At 66.0% G+C, this 20,757-nt stretch carries 19 protein-coding genes and 1 riboswitch; of the genes, 8 read left to right on the forward strand and 11 right to left on the reverse strand.

Annotation, left to right across the window (positions count from 1 at the left end):
- Positions 1-11: 11 nt before the first annotated feature.
- From ACRVY7_RS20105 to ACRVY7_RS20120, 4 genes are all read right to left on the reverse strand, one after another.
- On the reverse strand, positions 12-488 hold the full coding sequence (locus ACRVY7_RS20105) for a hypothetical protein (protein WP_431818379.1): 477 nt from the start codon (positions 486-488) through the stop codon (positions 12-14).
- A 79-nt stretch (positions 489-567) separates the two neighbouring features.
- Positions 568-1,749 (reverse strand): ArsA-related P-loop ATPase, encoded by a 1,182-nt coding sequence (locus tag ACRVY7_RS20110; protein ID WP_431818434.1) that lies wholly within the window; start codon positions 1,747-1,749, stop codon positions 568-570.
- A 20-nt stretch (positions 1,750-1,769) separates the two neighbouring features.
- Positions 1,770-2,207 carry an SRPBCC family protein gene (locus tag ACRVY7_RS20115; protein WP_049698253.1) on the reverse strand — a complete coding sequence of 146 codons (438 nt, stop codon included), beginning with the start codon at positions 2,205-2,207 and terminating at the stop codon, positions 1,770-1,772.
- On the reverse strand, positions 2,207-2,614 hold the full coding sequence (locus ACRVY7_RS20120; protein ID WP_431818380.1) for a hypothetical protein: 408 nt from the start codon (positions 2,612-2,614) through the stop codon (positions 2,207-2,209). Before ACRVY7_RS20120 ends, ACRVY7_RS20115 begins: the two co-directional genes overlap by 1 nt.
- 147 nt (positions 2,615-2,761) lie before the next feature.
- On the opposite strand from ACRVY7_RS20120, the gene ACRVY7_RS20125 reads away from it, so the two are divergent.
- Positions 2,762-4,564 (forward strand): AMP-dependent synthetase/ligase, encoded by a 1,803-nt coding sequence (locus ACRVY7_RS20125; RefSeq protein ID WP_270485549.1) that lies wholly within the window; start codon positions 2,762-2,764, stop codon positions 4,562-4,564.
- Positions 4,565-4,612: 48 nt separating this feature from the next.
- Here the strand turns inward: ACRVY7_RS20125 and ACRVY7_RS20130 are convergent, their stop codons facing one another.
- From ACRVY7_RS20130 to ACRVY7_RS20145, 4 genes are all read right to left on the reverse strand, one after another.
- A complete protein-coding gene (locus tag ACRVY7_RS20130) occupies positions 4,613-5,731 on the reverse strand; it encodes a glycosyltransferase family 4 protein (RefSeq protein WP_431818381.1) in 1,119 nt (372 codons plus the stop codon).
- Positions 5,732-5,743: 12 nt separating this feature from the next.
- Positions 5,744-7,237 (reverse strand): peptidase MA family metallohydrolase, encoded by a 1,494-nt coding sequence (locus tag ACRVY7_RS20135; protein WP_431818382.1) that lies wholly within the window; start codon positions 7,235-7,237, stop codon positions 5,744-5,746.
- A gap of 12 nt (positions 7,238-7,249) precedes the next feature.
- Positions 7,250-8,329, reverse strand: coding sequence for a C40 family peptidase (locus ACRVY7_RS20140; protein ID WP_414652002.1), 1,080 nt, complete (start codon positions 8,327-8,329; stop codon positions 7,250-7,252).
- Between the two features lie 154 nt (positions 8,330-8,483).
- Positions 8,484-9,185 (reverse strand): C40 family peptidase, encoded by a 702-nt coding sequence (locus ACRVY7_RS20145; protein ID WP_049698257.1) that lies wholly within the window; start codon positions 9,183-9,185, stop codon positions 8,484-8,486.
- A gap of 15 nt (positions 9,186-9,200) precedes the next feature.
- Positions 9,201-9,385: riboswitch (cyclic di-AMP (ydaO/yuaA leader) on the reverse strand.
- Positions 9,386-10,043: 658 nt separating this feature from the next.
- Between ACRVY7_RS20145 and ACRVY7_RS20150 the strand changes: the two genes are divergently transcribed.
- Positions 10,044-11,852 carry a DEDD exonuclease domain-containing protein gene (locus tag ACRVY7_RS20150; RefSeq protein ID WP_431818383.1) on the forward strand — a complete coding sequence of 603 codons (1,809 nt, stop codon included), beginning with the start codon at positions 10,044-10,046 and terminating at the stop codon, positions 11,850-11,852.
- The gene (locus tag ACRVY7_RS20155; protein ID WP_005176218.1) at positions 11,849-12,127 is read left to right on the forward strand and encodes an Lrp/AsnC family transcriptional regulator; all 279 of its coding nucleotides are present in this window, start codon (positions 11,849-11,851) and stop codon (positions 12,125-12,127) included. The genes ACRVY7_RS20150 and ACRVY7_RS20155 overlap by 4 nt, the downstream gene beginning before the upstream one ends.
- 19 nt (positions 12,128-12,146) lie before the next feature.
- On the opposite strand, the gene trpD is transcribed toward ACRVY7_RS20155, so the two are convergent.
- Both trpD and ACRVY7_RS20165 read right to left on the reverse strand, forming a co-directional pair.
- Positions 12,147-13,211, reverse strand: a complete 1,065-nt coding sequence (trpD, locus tag ACRVY7_RS20160) for an anthranilate phosphoribosyltransferase (RefSeq protein WP_431818384.1) — start codon at positions 13,209-13,211, stop codon at positions 12,147-12,149.
- A 151-nt stretch (positions 13,212-13,362) separates the two neighbouring features.
- Complete coding sequence (locus ACRVY7_RS20165) at positions 13,363-13,875, reverse strand: hypothetical protein (RefSeq protein ID WP_064864316.1); 513 nt, start codon at positions 13,873-13,875, stop codon at positions 13,363-13,365.
- Between the two features lie 159 nt (positions 13,876-14,034).
- Between ACRVY7_RS20165 and ctaE the strand changes: the two genes are divergently transcribed.
- From ctaE to ACRVY7_RS20190, 5 genes are all read left to right on the forward strand, one after another.
- Positions 14,035-14,649 carry an aa3-type cytochrome oxidase subunit III gene (ctaE, locus tag ACRVY7_RS20170; RefSeq protein WP_174273044.1) on the forward strand — a complete coding sequence of 205 codons (615 nt, stop codon included), beginning with the start codon at positions 14,035-14,037 and terminating at the stop codon, positions 14,647-14,649.
- A gap of 120 nt (positions 14,650-14,769) precedes the next feature.
- Positions 14,770-15,738 (forward strand): cytochrome bc1 complex diheme cytochrome c subunit, encoded by a 969-nt coding sequence (qcrC, locus tag ACRVY7_RS20175; RefSeq protein ID WP_049698259.1) that lies wholly within the window; start codon positions 14,770-14,772, stop codon positions 15,736-15,738.
- Positions 15,735-16,895, forward strand: a complete 1,161-nt coding sequence (gene qcrA, locus ACRVY7_RS20180; RefSeq protein WP_064864319.1) for a cytochrome bc1 complex Rieske iron-sulfur subunit — start codon at positions 15,735-15,737, stop codon at positions 16,893-16,895. Before qcrC ends, qcrA begins: the two co-directional genes overlap by 4 nt.
- Positions 16,892-18,505: a cytochrome bc1 complex cytochrome b subunit gene (gene qcrB / locus ACRVY7_RS20185; RefSeq protein WP_064864321.1), complete on the forward strand. Its 1,614-nt coding sequence runs from the start codon at positions 16,892-16,894 to the stop codon at positions 18,503-18,505. Before qcrA ends, qcrB begins: the two co-directional genes overlap by 4 nt.
- A 144-nt stretch (positions 18,506-18,649) precedes the next feature.
- Positions 18,650-20,158 (forward strand): bifunctional phosphatase PAP2/diacylglycerol kinase family protein, encoded by a 1,509-nt coding sequence (locus ACRVY7_RS20190; protein ID WP_431818385.1) that lies wholly within the window; start codon positions 18,650-18,652, stop codon positions 20,156-20,158.
- A gap of 39 nt (positions 20,159-20,197) precedes the next feature.
- Here the strand turns inward: ACRVY7_RS20190 and ACRVY7_RS20195 are convergent, their stop codons facing one another.
- Positions 20,198-20,749, reverse strand: coding sequence for a GNAT family N-acetyltransferase (locus ACRVY7_RS20195; protein ID WP_431818386.1), 552 nt, complete (start codon positions 20,747-20,749; stop codon positions 20,198-20,200).
- Between the last annotated feature and the right edge of the window lie 8 nt (positions 20,750-20,757).

Raw genomic sequence — 20,757 nt, forward strand, 5'->3', positions numbered from 1 at the left:
CTCAGTTCTCATCACGTCCGAGTGTCGCCATCGAGATGCCTGCGGTCAACGAAGGGATCGGCGCCGTGCTCGCGCGTCGCCCGGTGTGGCGTCGACGTGCCGATTCGGACCGCGATCGGTTGGTACTGCGCGGTCGGCGGGGTGTGCGCGGCCGGAGTCGCGCGTAGCGCGTTCGCGACGGCCTCCAGCACCGCGATGAGTGCGGCAATCAGCCGGGAGATGAGGTCGCCGATCTCGGCGACGAGTGAACTGATCTCGCCTGCGACGTCGCCGAATGCCTGGTGGCGCGCGCCCGTTCCCCGGGCTGCCCCGGTCGACGCCGACTGCCCCCCTCCGCCGATGATGGCGGCGAGCTGGTCGATCTGCGCTGCGATGCCCAGGACGAAGTCGCGGACAGGGTCACCGACGGGGTCTCCGGTGAACGCGTCGTCGCGGTCTCCTGGCGTCTCCCGTCCCCCCGACGGATTGCCACGGTCGTCGCTGCTCATGTCGGGCGGCTGGTCCTTTGCTGGTGGCGGGCCCCGGTACTGGCCCGGGGACATGTGCACCGAAACGCTACCCGCAACCTCACCGTCGAGGCCATACCGCTGGGTCGGGACGGAACCGGATGCGCACCTGTTGGCCATCCCAGTCGGCGTCGTCGACGACGCATCGCCGCAGCACCGAAGGCAACGGCAGGCAGTGGCGCAGACCGTCCACGGTGACGAGGAGGTCGTCGCCCGAGCGTCCGAGCATGAACCGACCGGGGTCGGGAAGCGTTTGCGGCCAGGACAATTCGTACGTGGTGTCGAGGCCGTCCGCCTCGTCGCCGACAACCGACAGCGCCGACGAACCGTGCGCGCGACCCGACGGCGCCAGTAGCGTCACCCCGAGCTTCTTCAGTCGTGCCGGCCGGTCCAGCGGCGTGTCGAGCGCCGCGACACCACGAATCTCGACGCCGGGCGCGATGTCGATCTCGTCGGGCACGAGCTCCCGACGGCCCGATTCGGCGGTGGCGTCGTCGAGGTAGATGGTGCGCAGCGGGAGTCCGAGCAGGTCGATGGACGCGAGCTGATGCGGCAACAATCGGGCTCCGCGATGCCCGCTGCCGACCACGAGGTGTGCCGCTGTGGTGTCCGCGTCACGCAGTAGCTCGGCGACGTCGGCGCAGTCCCGGTCGATGGTGTCGACCGCGGTGGTCAGTTGTGCGACAGCCGGACGGTCGGCCGCGGCCGCGAGCCTGCGATGCCTCGGCCATAGCCGGTCGAGAGAGTGTCGAAGCGTCGACGACGCGTCGAGCAATTGGTACGGATCTCCCATTCCGGACAGGTCGACGACGATGCGCTGCCACTGACCGCTGACCGCCTCGTCGCGAATCCGCCGCAGCAACAACGCATCCTCGACGCCGGGCAGCGATGTCACCTCCGCCTGGTCGATCCCTGCGAGGGTGTCGACGAAGGGCAGTGAGATCTTGGAGCGTCGCACGGTATCGGCGAGGAGTTCGGCGAACAGCGCCCACGACGTCGTGGCCGACGTGAGCCGCTCGAGGCAGAGCAGGTGCAGATGCGACGACACCGCGACGACGTCGTTGGGCGAGCGGAACACACCGAGAATGTCGGGGACCGGCGAGCAGCGGTCGACCGTGACCAGGAGGGTGTGCCGATCGGCGGTGAGCGGTGAGCGCACCTCGGGCCTGCGCGCGCGGGGTCGGCTGACCGCGCCCGCGGCCGCGACCGCGGTCACCCCGGATCCCCCCGGACCGAAGACGATGTGAATAGGCGTCAGGTCGATCAGCCTTCGACCCTCTTCTTCAGATCGTTGAGCGCGGCGTCGGTGATCGCTTTCTCGGCACGTCGCTTGAGCTGTCCGATCATCGGAACCTGCAGGTCGACCATCAACTCGTAGGTGACCTTGGTCGAGCCGGGTACCTGTCGGCTGAGCACGTACCGGCCACGCTGATCCTTCTGCAGATCACTCGACACCAGAACCCACGAGACCTCGTCGCCGCCTGCACCCCACGTGTAGCGCAGCACGTAGGTGTCCTGGAGCACGCCGGCGTCGAGGAGGAAACGCACCTCCGACGCCCTGCCCGCCGAGTCGCGTTCGGTGACCTCGACCTCCCGCGCCGCGGTGACCCACTCCGGGTAGTGCTCGAAGTCGGAGATGACAGCCATCACCTCTGCGGCGTCGGCGTTGATGACGATCGAACGCTCGGTATGGTCGGCCATCAGCTCGCCACGCTTTCACTGATCGCGGGATCGCCTGGGGCGCGGCCCGATTCGAGAAGATCCTTGATCTCGAACGTCACCCGTTTCCCGATCACGCGGTAATGATGATTGAGGCCGGACACGTCGGCTCCTGCCGAATCACCGGTGGGTTCTGCATGAAGGAAATAGTGCAGTACGAACCCGTCGAGCACCGGCTCGCACCAGAATTCCATCGTTCCTCTCACCGGACCGTCGACCCGCCAGCGCATACCCGCGGCACCGCGATCCTCGGCCACCTCTATGCGCAGATCGGGCCACCAGGATCGCCACCGTCCGCGATCACCCACCACGGCAGCCACCAACTCGGGTGCCGCAGCGACGAATGTCTCATCCGCCACCTGAATGCTCGTCACGCCTCTTAGCTTCACATACTCGCGACGGGAGCGGATAGACCCCTCATACGTGACACAACTCCGGCGCGGTTGTGGGTGGCCAAAAGTCCGGGGATACGATTGACCGCGAGTGTCTGATGCCAACGATGGCGAAAGGTCGTCGATTAACAAATGAGTGCCGCGATGAATGAGTACAGCGTCCCCGCCGATTTCACGATCGAGGAGGACGAGAACTGTACTGACATCTTGTTCGGTCTCGCCGAGCGCACTCCCGCCTCGACGGTGTTTCGGCGCGAGGAAGGCGGCGAGTGGCTTCCGGTCCGGGCAGACGACGCCGTCAAGCAGATCACGGCCATCGCCAAGGGCTTGATCGCCTCCGGTGTGGCTCCCGGCGACCGCGTCGCGGTCCTGTCCCGCACGCGCCTCGAGTGGATCCTCTTGGATTTCGCAATCTGGTGCGCAGGCGCGACGACCGTTCCGATCTATGACTCGTCGTCGTCGGGTCAGATCGACTGGATCATGCGGGATTCCGGCGCCTCCGCCATCATCGTCGAAGACGACGGACATCGCTCAGAGTTCGAGGCGGTCGGCGATCTGCCCACAGCCGTCCAGGTGTTCCAGATCGATCCGAAGGCCGGCCCCGGTGCCGTCGAACTCCTCATCGAGGCGGGCAAGGACGTCTCCGACGACGAGATCGCCAAGCGGCGTGCATCTCTCAAGTCGAGCGACCCGGCGACGCTCATCTACACCTCGGGAACCACCGGCCGCCCCAAGGGGTGCGAGCTGACGCACTCCAACATGCTCTCGGAGATCCGCGGTGTACTGCAGGGCAACCTGAGCACCCTGCTCGCGCCGGGCAAGCGACTGCTGATGTTCCTGCCTCTCGCGCACGTCCTTGCGCACGCGATCACCCTCGTCGCGATCGAGGCGCGGGTCGAGGTCGGTTTCACCGGCGACACCAAGAACATCGTCGCCACTTTCGGGCAGTTCAAGCCGTCGCTGATTCTCTCGGTCCCCCGTGTCTTCGAGAAGGTCTACAACTCGGCCCGCCAATCGGCCGCCGACGGCGGCAAGGGCAAGATCTTCGACGCCGCGAGCGCCACCGCGATCGAATACTCGGAGAAGTCGGAGCAGGGCAGTGTTCCGCTACTACTGAAGGTGAAGCACGCCGTCTTCGACCGCCTCGTATACAGCAAGCTGCGCACGGCGCTCGGTGGGCAGTGCGAGCTCGCCATCTCCGGCGGCGCGCCGCTCGGTGCAATGCTCGGGCACTTCTTCAACGGAGTCGGTATCCCCGTCTACGAGGGATACGGACTGACCGAGACCACCGCGGCCTTCAGCGTGAACACCCCGGGTGAGATCAAGATCGGGACCGTCGGAAAGCCCGTGGCGGGCAACACCGTTCGCATCGGCGAGGACGGCGAGGTGCTGCTGAGCGGCGGCGTGGTCTTCCACGGTTACTGGAACAATCCCGACGCCACGGCACAGGCGCTCGAAGACGGCTGGTTCCACACCGGCGACCTCGGCAACATCGATTCCGAGGGCTTCATCACCATCACCGGCCGTAAGAAGGAACTGATCGTGACCGCCGGCGGCAAGAACGTCTCGCCGTCAGGTCTCGAGGATGTACTGCGCTCCGCCCCGCTGGTGTCGCAGGCAGTCGTCGTCGGCGATCAGAAGCCGTTCATCTCGGCGCTCATCACCATCGACCCCGAAGCCTTCCCCGGTTGGAAGGAGCGGATGGGCCTCCCGTCCGACGCCGACGTCTCATCCCTCATCAACGACCCCAAGCTGCGCGCCGAAGTTCAAGCCGCCGTCGACGAGGCGAACAAGACGGTCTCGCACGCAGAGGCGATCAAGAAGTTCCGCATCCTGCCGTCCGACTTCTCCGAGGAGACCGGCGAGATGACTCCGACGCTGAAGGTCAAGCGCAACGTGGTCGTCGACAAATTCGCCGACGACATCGACGCGCTCTACACCAAGTAGAAGCGCACGCGGCTCGAGATCACGCAGACCGACATCACGCAGGCGCGTCTACAGCAGTTGCTGTAGGCGCGCTGCCATATGTCGCCACTGCCATCTGCCTTCGGCGACAACGCGCCCGTTGGCGCCCATCGCGGCAGACGCCGAACGATCGGTGAGCATCGCCAGTGCGGCCAACGCGATCGCCGGGACGTCGCGGCCGTCGACAACGGTGCCCGTCTCCCCCTCGACGACGGTTTCGGGCGCGCCACCGGAGCGTCCCGCGATGACGGGCACACCCGTTGCCGACGCCTCGAGGTAGACGATCCCGAATCCCTCGACGTCGAGGCCGCCGCCGCGTGTGCGCGCAGGCATGGCGAAGACGTCGGCAATGTTGTGGTAAGCCGGAAGATCTTCTGCCGGAACAGAACCGGTGAAGATCACCTGATCGGCCACCCCCTCCTCGCGGGCGAGGCGGTGCAGTGTGTCGGCGTACGGTCCACCACCGACGATGACCAGCACCACGTCGGGCATCTCCTTGCGGATCAACGGCAGGGCACGGATGAGCATGTCCTGCCCCTTGCGTGGCACCAATCGCGACAGACACAGGATGGTCGGGGCGTCGCCGAGCCCCAACCGTGCGCGAAACTCTTCGCGGGCAACAGGATTCGGAGCAAAACGATCAGTGTCGACGCCGGGCGGGAGGTACTCGAGCGCGGCGGCGCGCCCGAAGGCCGAAGCGAAGCGATTCCGGGTGTATCTACTCACGTAGGTGATCGCGTCGGTGTGATTTCCGATGTGGCGCAGCACTTGTCGGGCACCCGGCAGCATCGACCACCCCACCTCGTGGCCGTGGGTGCAGGCGATGACGCGCTGGGCGCCCGCCCTTCGCATCGTGGGTGCCATCACCGCGAGCGGCGCCGCGGCACCGAACCACACGGTCTCGATACCCTCGCTACGGATGATCTCGGCGGCGCGACGCGCAACGAATGGCGTGGGCAACATCAGCGTCGTCCGGTGCCGATGGACGCGATACGGTTGTCGCGCATCGAATTCCACGCTGCCCTTCCATCGGGGCGCGTAGACAACGATATCCTCGGGCGGCAACCTGTCGACGAGATTCTGCAGATACGACTGAATCCCACCAGCCCGCGGCGGAAAGTCGTTGGTCACCAACAGGGTTCGACGCACGGACCGTACTCCTTATCCCGGAACCTGTTCCGCGAGCCATCTGCGCCAGTCGGCGATCAGACGGTTGCGATCGACACCGAGAGCAGTTGCGATCGCGTTGTCCTGCCTGCCGACATCTCCCGACGCCGCCACCCCGCGATAGAGGGCCTTCAGACGTGTTTCACCGTAGCGGTCGGCGACGTAGGCCGCGAGCGCCCACGCGGACTGGTATGCGAGAGCCGATTTGTCTGTCGCCACACCGAAATCCTGATCCGACGGCAGCGCGTCGGGACTCTGCCCGGCGCGCACCTGCGCGGCGAGATCCGGTGCGGCGTCGTCGAGGCGCACGTAGGTTCCCTTGCGGCCGACGTACTCGGCAACACCCTCGGTGATCCACAGCGGCGCATCCTTCGCGGTCACCGAGCGCGCCGCGACGTGGGTGAGTTCGTGCCGCAGCACCACCGCAAGCGCGGGCGCGGGTAGGTCGTTGGCAGACGGAGCGAGGACGACGCGCTGACCGATCACCGTGTCACCCTCGACGCGATCGAACACGGTGGCCGCAGCGGCGGCAGAGGTATCGGTCGCAGAACTGTGCGCTATCGCGGAAAACTCGTCCGGTGTCGCGGTTGCGACCACGACGGCGCGTCGCGGCCACTCCGAACCCCAGAAGGCGGTGACGGCCGATACCGCCTGACGCAGCGAGCTTCGCGTCCGATCCACGATGACGTCGGTACCCGGATACGACACCACCGTCGACGGCCCTCCCCCGGTGAGCACGTCCGTGGCCTCGAGACCCGGCAGGTCCCAGAGCTGGGTTGCCGGGGCGTCGTCACCGAGAAGCGTTGCGTCGCCGACCAATTTCCACCCATCGCCGTATCGCGCCACCACAAGTTCGCGATCAAGCGTGACCGTCGGCTCGTCGACTCCCGGCGTATTGGCACCGCCGAGCGCATACCGCAGCTGCACCGGCGCGACCCACGAGTCGGTGCTGCCCTGCGATTCGAGTCGAGCAGCAACCTCTGCGGGCACCTGGGTCTCGGCGCCCTGCGTCGACGCGAGTTGGTAGCCGAACTCCTTGAGCTTCAGTGTGGTTCCGCGCGCGGGCACAGCCGTGGTCGGTGAGGACGGCGACTGCGAGAATGGCGACGGCGAGTTTGCCGACGGCGGCGACGCTGCGGCCGAGGACGCGGTGGAGGTGCCCGTTCCGGAGAAATCCCGTCCGGACAGGTTCTGGGCCGCGACGGTCAGGGAGTCGCGGAACGTCGGGGGCGTCGATGCGTCGAGGAGCGAGTCGAGGCGAGCGCGATCGCCATCCGTCACAGCGCGGGTGAGGTCGTCGAGGAGTTGCGCGACGCCCTCCGACCGCTCCTGCAGATAGACGTTGGGATTCGTGGTCGTCGTCGTGACAGACGACGAGGTCGCCTGCCGCGGTTGATCATCCGACGAGCAGGCCGACGCACCCACTGCGAGTGTCGCGGCAGCGAGAAGCACACATGCGACGCGCGCGGCCGAGGCCTCAGCGTGCACGCTGTCCGCGCATCAGGCGTATCGCCGCGCGGCCGCGAACGGCCCGGCCTGGTCGATCGGTACCACCTTGACGGGCACACCGAATGTCGACGCGTGGATCACGTAACCGTCGCCGACATACATGCCGACGTGATGGGCGTCCGGGTAGTAGATGATCAGGTCGCCTGGCTGCAGATTGCCGCGGTCGACAGCCGTTCCCGAGCCCATCTGTGCCTCGCTCGAGCGCGGAAGCGTCTTGCCGGCCTGTTGGTAGGCCCACACCATCAGCCCGGAGCAGTCGAAGGAGTCGGGTCCGGTGGCACCCCAGACGTAGGGATCTCCGATGCGGGTCAGCGCCGCCTGCACGGCCGCGAGAGCGGCGGACGTACCCTTCGGCACGGCACGGGGGTCGAAATCGAATTTGGGGCCGCGAAGTGCGCCGAGTTGCTTGCCGGTCATCGACTCGTACACGGCACGCACCTGAACCGCCTGGAGCTGCAGGTTGGCCTGCTTGGCCTGGAGGTCGCCGCGTACGCGCTCGGCGGCCGACACGGCGGTCGTCGCCTCCGCGGCGGTGCGATCGGCCTTCGCCTTCGCCGCTGCCATCTGGGCGCGAGCCTTCTTGAGGCCCTTGAGATCTGCCGACGCCTGGCGCGAGATCACCTCGAGGCCCGACATCTGGTCGAGCAACGACTGCGGTGAGTCGCTGACGAGCACCGCGTAGAGACGGTTGACCCGGGCACCCTTGTAGCTGGCGCGGACAATCGTGTCGACGCGCTTCTGGTACGAACCCAGCGTCTTCCGCGAGGTTTCGAGGCCCTTCTGGGCCTCGGTCGAGTCTTTACGGGCAGCGGTCACGATGCCGCGCTGCTTGTCGTACTCGATCTGGGCGTTGTGCATCGCTTCCGACGACTTCTCGGCGTCGGTGCTCAGCTTCTTGTACTGAGTGAGGAGTTGGTCGGGTGTGCGCGTCGGTTCCGCGCTCGACGGACCCGCTATCGCCATCGAGAAGACTTGTGCGACAGCGACGATCATCGCCGTCACGACAACGACGAATGCCGCCCGTGATCGATGCGCCATTGCCTGCGATCCCGCAACCACTTCTGTGTTCACTCCCCTCACCACATGCAGCGACCGGCCTCCACGTGGCAGACCGGTGCACCGCGCTCCACCCTAACGTGAGCGTTGCGGCGGCTACTGCCGGTCGGGCGGATCACGCGTCAACGCGTGATCTGCCCGCCGTCACGAACTCTGTCGATCTCGTCGCTCAGTAGCGACGGATACCGACCAAGCTCCAATTCTTCACGACGTCCTTCTTCACGGGGACGCCGTAGGTCGATGCGTGGATGAACTGTCCGTTGCCGATGTAGAGGCCAACGTGTCCGCCACCGTTGAACACCAGGATGTCGCCGGGCTTCGCGTTCGCCAGCGAGGCGACCGCGGTGCCACCGCCGAGCTGTCCGTAGCTGTCGCGCGGAATCGTCAGGCCTGCCTGACGGAAGGCCCAACTGGTGAGGCCGGAGCAATCGAAGGCGTTGGGTCCGGAAGCACCGTACGAGTAGGGGGCGCCGATCTTGGTCTCAGCGGCGCGCACGGCCTTCTCGCCTGCGGTCTGCGTCGGGGCGAGCAGCGGAGCTCCGCCACGCGGCCGAAGTTGCTGTGGGATCTGGTTGTCGCTGATACCCGGAAGCGTGAACTTGCCGACGTTGGGGATCTCGACTGTGGCGTCGGGCGACTTCGCGACATCCTGCTTCTTGACGACCGGCGCCTTCTGCTGCTGGAACTGTGCCGGAATCTGCTTGGTGTCGACGCCGGGAAGTTCGAACGTGCCGACGTTGGGCACGGTGACCGGCGCGGCCAGAGCGGGACCAGCGACAGCGGCAAGCGAGCCGAACGTGATCGACCCGGCGATTACCGCCTTCTTTGCGACCTTGCCGCGGTCGGGCTGTTCCAAACGATGTTTGGCCACGAAGGGTGTTCTCCTTTGTTCTCCCTCTACCGCCGACCGGGTTAGCTGTCGGATTCGGGCCGGAAGAAATGGCCCTACGCGCATGCGATTCGAGTGCGAACACCCGGATCGAGAGCGCGATTCACCCCCATTCGGAAAGCTCCGAAAAAATGAGTGGTTCCCCGGTACGCCGAGACTCGTAGCCTCGGCGATTGAGCGGTGACCCCTGCGAACCTCTCCTGTTGGAGCGGGACGCTTCGCAAAGGTCTCGGAAAGGTTACGAAACCGGATGCGTGTCTGTCCACTAACCGACAAACAGCGTGTTCGACCTCCGCACCCTAGCCGGCACGCAATGTCGGCGATTCGGACGACGAACTGGCCGCTTGAACTGCGCAGATGCTTGCTCTTGCAGATCGTGCATCGACGTTGGAGGCCATTGCAGCGCCCGTGAATGTATCTATGGCGGCGTGGATCTCGGCGTCGTTATCTCGGGTGCCGGTGGGCCACCCTCGTCGCCACCCGGCGCTGCCATCCTGGCTGTTCAGCGGGCCGAAAAGCACTGTCATCACACAGCCGTCGCAGGCGTGTTCACGACCGGGGCAGGTGCTGCAATCGATGTCCATGATGTGATCTCCGTCTCAGTGGTGTGAAATCCTCGGGATGCGCATGTCGCCGGGAGGCTTCCCCTCCTCCCGGCGGCGACGCGCACCACTGCCTCCTTCTCACCGCGAGACTAGGCACCCCCACCGACAAGTCCGGCCGACCGAGTCGCGGAGGCCCGGGACCCGAAACCAGTTGGCGACGAATCGCCACATCCGGAACACACGCCTCACCAGCAACGAATCAGCGGTGTCGGTGGTTCGAACTATTGTTCGCGACGTGACATCCAGTGGCGATCAGCTCTCGTTCTCAGACCTCGCGAGCGCCGACCTCGAGAGCACTCTCGACAACGAGTTCTCTGATCGGTCCCTGTTCGACACCACGCTCGTCGTCGTCGACCTCGAGACAACCGGCGGCAGTGCCGCCAACGACCGCATCACCGAGATCGGCGCGGTGAAGATTCGGGGCGGCGAGGTACTCGGCGAGTTCGCGACACTCGTCGATCCGGGACTCCCGATTCCACCGCAGATCGTCGCGCTCACCGGGATCACCGAGGCGATGGTCTACGACGCGCCACGCATCGACGAGGTCTTGCCGTCGTTCATCGAGTTCGCGCGCGGATCGATTCTCGTCGCGCACAACGCCCGGTTCGACATGTCGTTCCTGCGGCAGAACGCGCTGCGCCTACACCTGCAGTGGCCGTTCAGTGCAACGCTGTGCACGGTCACCATGGCAAGACGCATCCTCGGACGCGACGAGGCGCCGACGGTGCGCCTGTCGGCTCTGGCCGATCTGTTCGACGTCACCGTCCGCCCGACGCACCGCGCTCTCGACGATGCCCGCGCGACCGTCGAGGTCTTTCACCACCTTCTCGAACGCGTCGGGAATCAGGGCGTACAGAGCTATCGCGAACTCACCCGCTACCTGCCACGCACCGATCCGCGGCTGCGCGCAAAGCGGCACCTGGCCGACCGAATCCCCGCGCGTCCCGGCGTCTACCTGTTCCGTGGCCCCAGCGACGAGGTCCTCTACGTCGGCACGGCATCGGATCTGCGTCGACGCGTGAGGTCCTATTTCTCCGGAGCCGATCCCCGACGCAGGATCGGCGAGATGGTGATGCTCGCCGAACGCGTCGACCACGTCGAATGCGCGCACGCACTCGAGGCGGGAGTTCGCGAGCTCCGATTGCTCGCCGCACACGCCCCGGCGTACAACCGACGCTCGACGCAACCCCACCGCGGCTGGTGGGTGACCCTGAGCAACGAACGGTTCGCCCGTCTGCGTGTGGCCCGCACGCCGGGAGAGATAAGCATCGGGCCGATCGGTAAGCGCACCACGGCGACCGCGATCGCCGACCTCATCGCACACGCCGCAGGACTGCGAACCTGCACGACCCGCCTCGGCGCGACCGCCACCCATCATTGGTGTCGCCTCCCCGACGACGGCGGTCGGGTCGTCGGAGGCTGTGCTGCCGCCTCGACACGCCCTCAGACACTCCCCGACTACCTGCCATCGGTCACGTCCGTCGTCGATCTGATACTCGGACGATCCGACACCATCCTGGAGCGGCTCTCGCAGCGACTCGACGTCGTCGCCGGTGCCCAGATGTACGAGACCGCCGCGCGCCACCGCGACCGGATGGCCGCGACCATCGATCAGCTCGCACGGTGTCAGCGTCTGAGTTCCCTCTGCGCGATAGCCGAGCTGGTGGTCGCACGCTCCGACGGCGCCGGCGGCTGGGAGTTGGCGGTCATTCGGCACGGACGGCTCGCTGCGGCGGGAACAGCGCCACGCGGACACGCGCCGATGCCGGTGGTCGCAGCGCTGGTCGCGGCGGCCGAGACAGTGCTGCCAGGCGACACCCCACTTCGGGGCGCCTCCCCGGAAGAGGCAGGTCTGCTCTACCGCTGGGTGTCCGACCCCGGCACCCGCATCGTCGACTCCAGCGACGCGCTGGCCACACCCGTCGGTTCGGCGCAACGCTGGCTGGAGTGGTCACAGACCGCCCACGATGCGCGTGACATCCGCACGCCCCGTCACCGGTCACGCCCGCGCGCCGAAGGTGGCCGACTACGCTTGCCCGCATGATCACCGCCATCGTCCTGATCGACGCCGACGTCCACCAGATCCCCGAAACGGCACAGGCCGTGGCCGATATCCCGGGCGTCGAAGAGGTCTACTCGTGTGCGGGCGATGTCGACCTGATCGCGAAGATCCGCGTACGCGACCACGAGCAGATCGCCGAGGTGGTCACCGGCAAGATCAATCGGCTGCCGGGAGTACGGCACAGCGCGACACACATCGCGTTCCGCAGCTATTCGTCGAGCGCCGTCGAGGGTGGTTTCTCCATCGGCGAGGAGTGATCCTCGCCCGGCAACCGGCCTACTTGTTGGCGAGCTCTCCGCTGACCTGGGCCCACCGGTCGAGCAGCCGCGCGGCTGCGCCCGAATCGATCGACTCCGCGGCGCGCTCGGTCGCCGCCGCGAACGCCGCGGTGAGTCCCGCGTTGTCGGTCGCGGACGTCTGCTCGTTGGCGACGAGTGCACCCGCAGCGTTGAGGAGCACAGCATCGCGCACGGGGCCGGACTTTCCCGACAGCAGTTCCCGCGCGATGGCGGCGTTCACCGTCGCATCTCCGCCCTGCAGCGCCGATAGGTCGACGTAGTCGATTCCCAGATCACGCGGATCGATCGTCAATTCGGTGACCGTGCCGTCGACCACCTGCCACACCGACGACGTCGTGGTCGTCGTGAGTTCGTCCAGACCGTCATCGCCGCGCACCACAAGGACAGAACTGCCCCGCTCGGCAAAGGCACGCGCGAGGACAGGCGCGAGATCGCCGAACGCGCACCCGATCAATCCCGCGCGTGGATTCGCCGGGTTCGTCAGCGGGCCGAGCACATTGAACACCGTCGGGATGCCGATCTGCTGTCGTGCGGGAGCGGTGAAACGGAACGCAGGGTGAAACACCGGGGCAAAGCAGAATCCGATGCCGATCTGCTCGATACACGCGGCGACCTCAGCGGCACCGAGCGAGATCGTCACGCCAAGGGCCTCCAACACGTCGGCACCGCCACTCTTCGACGACGCCGCCCTATTGCCATGCTTGACCACGGGCACGCCGGCCGCGGCGACGACGATCGACGTCATCGTCGAGATGTTCACGGTGTGCGAGCGGTCGCCTCCCGTTCCGACGATGTCGATCGCCGCACGGTCGGTGTCGACGAGGGTGGCGTGGTCGAGCATCGCCTGCGACAGGCCTGCGAGTTCGGCAGGCGCTGCGCCCTTCATCTTCACGCCGACGCCGAATGCGGCGATCTGCGCCGACGTCGCGCTGTCCGTCATGACCTCGTCCATCGCCCATCGCGCCTGGTCGACGGTCAGGTCGATTCCGTCGGTGACGGATCCCAGGATCTGCGGCCAGGTGTAGCTCTGCTCGCTGCTCACCCCATGCACCTTAGTTGACCTGCGCACACGATCTGCTCGCGGTCGTACCGCACGATGTGCGAAGCGCCCGCGGCGCGGTGATCTCGGCGCGCGCGGCGCGGTGATCAATGCGCGCGCGGCGCGGTGATCAATGCGCGCGCGGCGCGGTGATTCATCGCGGCCGCTGGACGATCTGCCACCCCACCGCAACACCTGAGTGCCGCGACGCCAGGCTCGCCATTCGTGAGCGCTCCTGCGACAAGTGCAGTGCGTCGACGAGCTGCACGCGCGCCAGAACCACAGGTGCCAGTCCCTCCGGGATCGCGAACCGATCGGCGACGACATCGATGGGAATCGCCTCGTACTCGTCGAGCGCGGCCAGGCCAACCGCCGCCTCGACACCGTCGTCCGGAAGCGCCAGCACGTGCCGCACGACTGCCTGATCGGCCGGACGCAACGTCGAGGCGTCGAGGATCGACGAGCTCGACGCCGCCTCGTCGTCGGATTCACCGACCACGACGACGTCGCGGTCGGTCACCGTCAGCGCGTCGCGAGGCGCGGCTCGACCGCCGATCATCGCTCGCCGCAACGTTTCCCAGCGGCGCGGCGCCATCGGCCTGCCGTTGAGGTCGAACTGTCGGCCGTCGTGCCGCGACCCTGGATCGTCGTGGTCGGAGGTACCCATGGAGTTGAGCAAAGCACGGCGCTCACCGCTCGGTCCACCGGTACCCTGACACGCCGAAAGGCACCTCCGACCGGCGCCTACCAGCGGGAAGAGAAATAGTTCCCACGAATATCCGACCCGAGTGGTCAGGGCGTACTACGAACCGTCATACTTCAATCTGTGACTAGCGCTGTAGGTACCTCGGGAACAGCCATCACCTCGCGCGTGCACTCGCTCAACCGCCCCAACATGGTGAGTGTCGGCACGATTGTGTGGCTGTCCAGTGAGCTGATGTTCTTCGCTGGACTTTTTGCGATGTATTTCGTCGCACGCGCCAATGCCGGCCCTGCCGGCTGGCCGCCGGAGCCCACCGAACTGAACCTGAAATTGGCCATCCCGGTCACCACCGTCCTCATCTTGTCGTCGGTGACCTGCCAGATGGGCGTGTTCGCCGCCGAGCGAGGCGACGTCTTCGGGTTGCGTCGCTGGTACATCCTCACGTTCGTGATGGGCGCCTTCTTCGTCTGCGGCCAGGCCTACGAGTACTACCACCTGGTCGCGGAGGGCACGACCCTCTCGTCGAGCGCCTACGGCTCGGTCTTCTACATGGCGACCGGCTTCCACGGCCTGCACGTGATCGGCGGTCTCGTCGCCTTCATCTTCCTGTTGGTCCGCACCAAGCTCGCCAAGTTCACTCCGAACCAGGCGACTGCTGCGATCGTCGTGTCCTACTACTGGCACTTCGTCGACATCGTGTGGATCGCCCTGTTCGTCACCATCTACTTCATCCGATGACTGCCCTTCATCCGATGACACCGATCGCAACGAATAACTGAGACATGAGGCGAGAGTGGCTCCTCGGAACCGCGTTCCCGCCAACAGCTGAGAAGTCCGTCCGCTAGTAGAGAGACCACGATGAGTTCATCTCCACCGCGACCGTCGGATAGCCCTTCCGACGTCGGTCAGGTCGACACAGTCACCTCGAGCACAAAGCCGAGCGCCGCGAAGAAGTCCCGCTCGCGTCGTAAGCTGCGCCGCCGCGCCAGTGGCGCTTTGCTACTGCTCGCCGGCCTGATGATGGCAGGCGTCCTCGCGTCGTTGCTGTCCCCCAAGCCTCAGGTCGCCGTCGCGGACACCAGCGACGCCGCGCTGATCCAGGACGGCAAGAAGCTCTACGAGAGCTCGTGCATCACCTGCCACGGTGCCAATCTGCAGGGTGTGGCCGACCGCGGCCCATCCCTGATCGGTGTCGGCGACGCGGCTGTCTACTTCCAGGTTTCGACCGGCCGCATGCCTGCCGCGCGCGGTGAGGCTCAGGCCCAGCGCAAGCCACCGAAGTTCGACACCGCACAGATCGACCAGCTCGGCGCCTACATCCAGTCGCAGGGTGGCGGCCCTCGCCCGCTGTTCGAGAAGAACCCGGACGGCACCCGCAAGACCGAGAAGGTCATGCAGCGCCAGGCCGACGGTTCGATGAAGGAAGTCGTCCTGCCGGTCGTCGCACAGGAGTCGCTGCGTGGCGAGAACCTCGGTCGCGGTAGCGAACTGTTCCGTCTGAACTGCGCGTCATGCCACAACTTCACCGGACGTGGCGGTGCGCTGTCGTCGGGTAAGTACGCGCCGACGCTCGACCACGTCAAGGAACAGCAGATCTACACGGCGATGCTCACCGGACCGCAGAACATGCCGAAGTTCTCCAATCGCCAGCTCTCGCTGGACGAGAAGAAGGACATCATCGGCTTCATCAAGTACGTCACCGAATCCAAGCCCCAGGGCGGTCTGAGCCTCGGCGGCTTCGGCCCGGTCAGTGAGGGCATGGTGATGTGGTTTGTCGGAGTTGTGGCGGTCGTCGCCGCCGCGATGTGGATGGGATCACGAACATGAGCACCACGGACAAGGACACGCCGTCCGCCGATGAGCTTGACCAGATGACCAACGATGACCTGGTCAAGCTCGGTACCAACCTCGACGGCGTCGAGATCATCCATCGGGGTGAGCGATTTCCCGAGCCCGGCACGAAGGCCGAGAAGCGCGCAGAACGACAGATCGCCATCTGGCTGGTCATCGCGGGCATCTCCGCGCTGGCATGCTTCGTGATCTTCCTGTGGAACCACTGGGAGTTCGCACTGCCGGGGACCTCCGACTACTGGCGCTACACCCTCAACACACCGTTGCTGGGTGTGACGTTCGGTCTGTCGATCCTGTCGATCGGTGTGGCCCTCGTCCTGATCACGAAGAAGTTCATCCCGTCCGAGATCGCGGTTCAGGACCGTCACGACGGTCCGGGATCGACCGAGGTCGACAAGAAGACCATCGTCGCCGAACTCGTCGACTCGGGAACGAAGTCGACACTCGGCCGTCGCAAGATGCTGATCGGCTCCGGACTGTTCGCTTTCGGTGCGCTCGCACTCACCGGCGTCGTCGCAGGCCTGGGTGGATTCATCAAGAATCCGTGGGCCAAGCGCGAGGACGCACCGCTGTGGCACACCGGTTGGTCACCGATCTACAACCCCAAATCGCAGCCCAACGAGACCGTCTTCCTTCGTCGCGACACCGGTAACCCGCACCAGGTCGCCCTGGTCCGGCCCGAGGACCTCGACGCCGGCGGCATGGAGACCGTGTTCCCGTGGCGCGTCTCCGACGGCTACGGCGAGACCGAAGAGTCGCGCGAGAAGCTGATCTGGGGTCTGCGCTACGTCTCCAACCCCGTCATGCTGATCCGCCTGCGTCCCGAGGACGCAGCCCGGTCGATCAAGCGCAAGGGCCAGGAGAGCTTCAACTACGGCGACTACTTCGCCTACACCAAGGTCTGCAGCCACCTCGGTTGCCCGACCTCGCTGTACGAGCAGCGGACCAACCGCATCCTCTGCCCGTGCCATCAGTCGCAGTTCAACGCGCTCGAATACGCCAAGCCGGTGTTCGGTCCGGCCGCGCGTGCACTGGCGCAGCTGCCGCTGACGGTCAATGATCAGGGGTACATGGTTGCCGCAGGCGACTTCATCGAACCCGTCGGACCCGCATTCTGGGAGCGCAAGTCATGAGCAATCGTCTCGCGAAGCAGGCCGAAGAGGTCGATTCCCGGTACCACCTCGCCGCAGGGATGCGGCGCCAGATCAACAAGGTGTTCCCGACACACTGGTCGTTCATGCTCGGTGAGGTCGCGCTCTACAGCTTCGTCATCCTGCTGATCTCCGGTGTGTACCTGACCTTCTTCTTCGACCCGTCGATGGCCGAGGTCACCTACCACGGCGCGTATCAGCCGCTCAACGGCGTGATGATGACGCGCGCATACGAGACCACGCTGAACATCTCCTTCGAGGTGCGCGGCGGTCTGTTCGTCCGTCAGATCCACCACTGGGCAGCACTGCTGTTCGCGGCGTCGATCATCATCCACATGGCCCGCATCTTCTTCACCGGCGCGTTCCGTCGCCCGCGTGAGGCCAACTGGATCATCGGCTGCCTGCTGCTGGTCCTGGCCATGTTCGAGGGCTTCTTCGGCTACTCACTGCCCGACGACCTGCTCTCGGGCACGGGCGTTCGCGCAGCGATGAGCGGCATCGTGCTGGGAATCCCGCTGGTCGGTACCTGGATCCACTGGGCGCTCTTCGGTGGGCAGTTCCCCGGCGACATCATCATCCCGCGCCTCTACGTGCTGCACATCCTGCTGTTCCCGGGCATCATCCTCGCGCTGATCGGTGCCCACCTGGCGCTGGTGTGGTACCAGAAGCACACCCAGTTCCCCGGCCCGGGACGCACCGAGAAGAACGTCGTCGGTGTCCGTATCCTGCCGGTGTTCGCCGCCAAGGGTGGAGCGATGTTCGCTTTCACCGCGGGCATCCTCGCGATCATGGCCGGCATCTTCCAGATCAACCCGGTGTGGGTGATCGGTCCGTACAACCCCGCACACGTGTCGGCCGGTTCTCAGCCCGACATCTACATGATGTGGACCGACGGCTTGGCCCGTCTGATGCCTGCGTGGGAGCTGTACCTCGGTAATTACACAATCCCCGCGATCTTCTGGGTCGTCGTGATCATCACGATCATGTTCGTTGTGATGTTCGCCTACCCGTGGATCGAGAAGAAATTCACCGGCGACGACGCCCATCACAACCTGCTGCAGCGTCCGCGCGACACCCCTGTGCGCACCGGCATCGGCGCGATGGCGTTCTCGTTCTACATCATCCTGACGTTGAGCTGTATGAACGACATCATCGCTTTGAAGTTCCACATCTCGCTCAACGCGACGACGTGGATGGGTCGCATCGGTCTGATCATCGTGCCGCCGATCGCCTACTTCATCGCCTACCGCTGGGCCATCGGCCTGCAGCGCAGCGACCGCGCGGTCCTCGAGCACGGCATCGAGACAGGCATCATCAAGCGTCTGCCTCAGGGCGAGTACATCGAGATCCATCAGCCGCTCGGCCCGGTCGACGATCACGGTCACGCGATCCCGCTGCCGTACGAGGGTGCCGCGGTCCCGAAACGGATGAACAAACTCGGGTCGTCGGGTGCGCCCGGCACGGGTTCGATCATGGTGGCCGACCCGCCCGAGCAGCAGAAGCGCAACGTCGAGTTCGAGCACGAGCAGGAACGCGAAGAAATCGACGCCCTGCGCGAGCTGCAGGCCAAGGGCGGCAACCCGCTCGACTGACCAGCTCTCGAATCAGCAGTCACACACGGCTGCCGTCGCACTCCGCGACGGCAGCCGTGTGCTGTTGTGGGTCGTGTGTGATGTGGGCCGTGTGTTGTTGTGGGACAAGCACTCCCCTCCCCCGCCGACCGCTACGGTTGAACGATGACACGAGTGCGACACATCGGACATCGCGACAAAGACCCACTACATCAGCTGACGAAGGAGCTCGGCACACTCGACGCCAACCTCTTCCAGGCGATCGCTCGTTCACCGAGCCCGCTGCTCGATGAGACGATGCCCAAACTCACCGCGGCAGCCGACTATTCGAAGCTGTGGATGGGCATCGGAGCCGGACTCATACTCAGTGGGCGCCCTCGCTGGCAGCGGGCCGCGGTCCGTGGCCTGGCATCGCTCGCAGTGTCCAGTCTCGTCACCAACCAGGGCGCGAAACGAATCCGGCAACGCAAGCGACCCTCACCGTCGGTCGTGCCACTGGTGCGGCGGGCGGCGCACCAGCCGACGTCGAATTCGCTGCCGTCGGGCCATTCAGCAAGCGCGGCAGCCTTTTCCGTCGGCGTGGCGCTCGAGTCCCCGCCACTGGGCCTGGTGATGTCTGCGCTCGCAGGCCTTGTCGGATTGTCCCGCGTCGCGACCGGGGCGCACTATCCGGGCGACGTGTTCATCGGGTTCGGGATCGGCGCCGCCGTCGCCACACTGGGCGGCAAGATCGCTCCGCCGATCATCCCGCACAACATCGCGGTTCCCACACCCACCACCGAGGCCGCGCCGCTACCCGTCGACGGTTCGGGTCTCGTTGTCCTCGGCAACCCGGCGTCGGGGGACGGCAACAGCGAGAAGGTCCTTGCGGCCGTCCGGGCAGAGCTTCCGGGCGCCGAGATCATCGAACTCGGGCCGGACGACGACTACGCGTCGGTCGCCGATGACGCGGCCCGACGGGCCACCGCGCTCGGGGTCTGTGGCGGAGACGGCACGGTGGCCACCGTCGCAGCGGCAGCGCACGCCGCCGACCTCCCGCTCGCCGTCTTCCCCGGTGGCACGTTCAACCACTTCGCACGAGACATCGGGTGCGACACCGTCGACGCCGCGCTCGCCAAGATCCGGGCAGGCGTCACCACCTCGGTCGACGCGGCGACCCTCAACGAGCAACGGCTCATCCTCAACACGGCGAGCATCGGCGCATACCCCCACTACGTACGCGCCAGGACCAAATGGGAGCACCGCGTGGGCAAGGGTGCTGCGAGTGCACTGGCGATGCTCCAGGTCGCACGACACTCCACACCGGTCGAGATCACCATCGACGGTAAGACCGTCAAGACGTCGCTGTTCCTGGTGGGGACGTCGATGTACGGCTCAGCAGGGTTTGCACCGGCGCGACGCGAGCGACTCGACGACGGGCTGCTCGACGTCCGCTTCCTCGAGGCCGGCAAGCGGTTGGCGACGCTGCGAGTACTGGGAAGCCTCGTGACAGGGCTCCTGCAGCGATCGAAGCTGTACCACGAGATGCAGGTACCCGAGTTCACCTTCACCACAGCCGAACCCACCACCATCGCCCACGACGGCGAGGTCGGCGAGTCGTATACATCCGCTCGTTTTCGCGCTGAGTACCGGACGCTGAAGGTCTACGGCCACAGCATCGTCGGCGACGACTGAGCTCTGGCCGCAGCACCGGACTGGGCGTTCACCGCAGGATCACCAGACGTCGCCGGCTCTCCAATCGCAGGAGAGCCGGGCGACGGCTGAATCGAGTCCTCCTATGTTGCGAACCAGGACAGCGCCTTCGTCGTCGGGGGTCGGCGCCCACCCGTCCGGGCTGAGCACACCGAGCGTGCCAACCCACGGAATCCAGCCTCGCGACTCGTAGAGGCGCATGCCCGCGTCCGACGCGCCGAGTGCGCCCAGGTCGTAGGCGTTGTCGATGACCTCCTCGATGGCAGCCATCAGCGCACCTCCCAGACCCTCACGTTGATGTGTTGGCGAGACGGCGACGGCCTCGACGTAGCCGCATCGTCGTGGTTGGTCGTCGACGAGGACCGACCGGGCGACGACGGCCGCGTGGCCGATGAGTTCGTCGAATTCGTCGACGATCAGTGCGTGCATTCCGCCGAGCGCGTGGTCGAAGTCGGTGTCGTCGAAGTCACCGTCGAACGCGGCGTCGAGGAGGCGCATCAACTGGGGCATTCGTCCCGGCTCGAGGTGCGCGGTATGACAAAGCCGCACCCGGTCCTCGGATGCGGCTGTCATGGGATGCG

Source organism: Gordonia jacobaea (genome assembly GCF_965344965.1).
In the GTDB taxonomy this organism is placed as follows: domain Bacteria; phylum Actinomycetota; class Actinomycetes; order Mycobacteriales; family Mycobacteriaceae; genus Gordonia; species Gordonia jacobaea.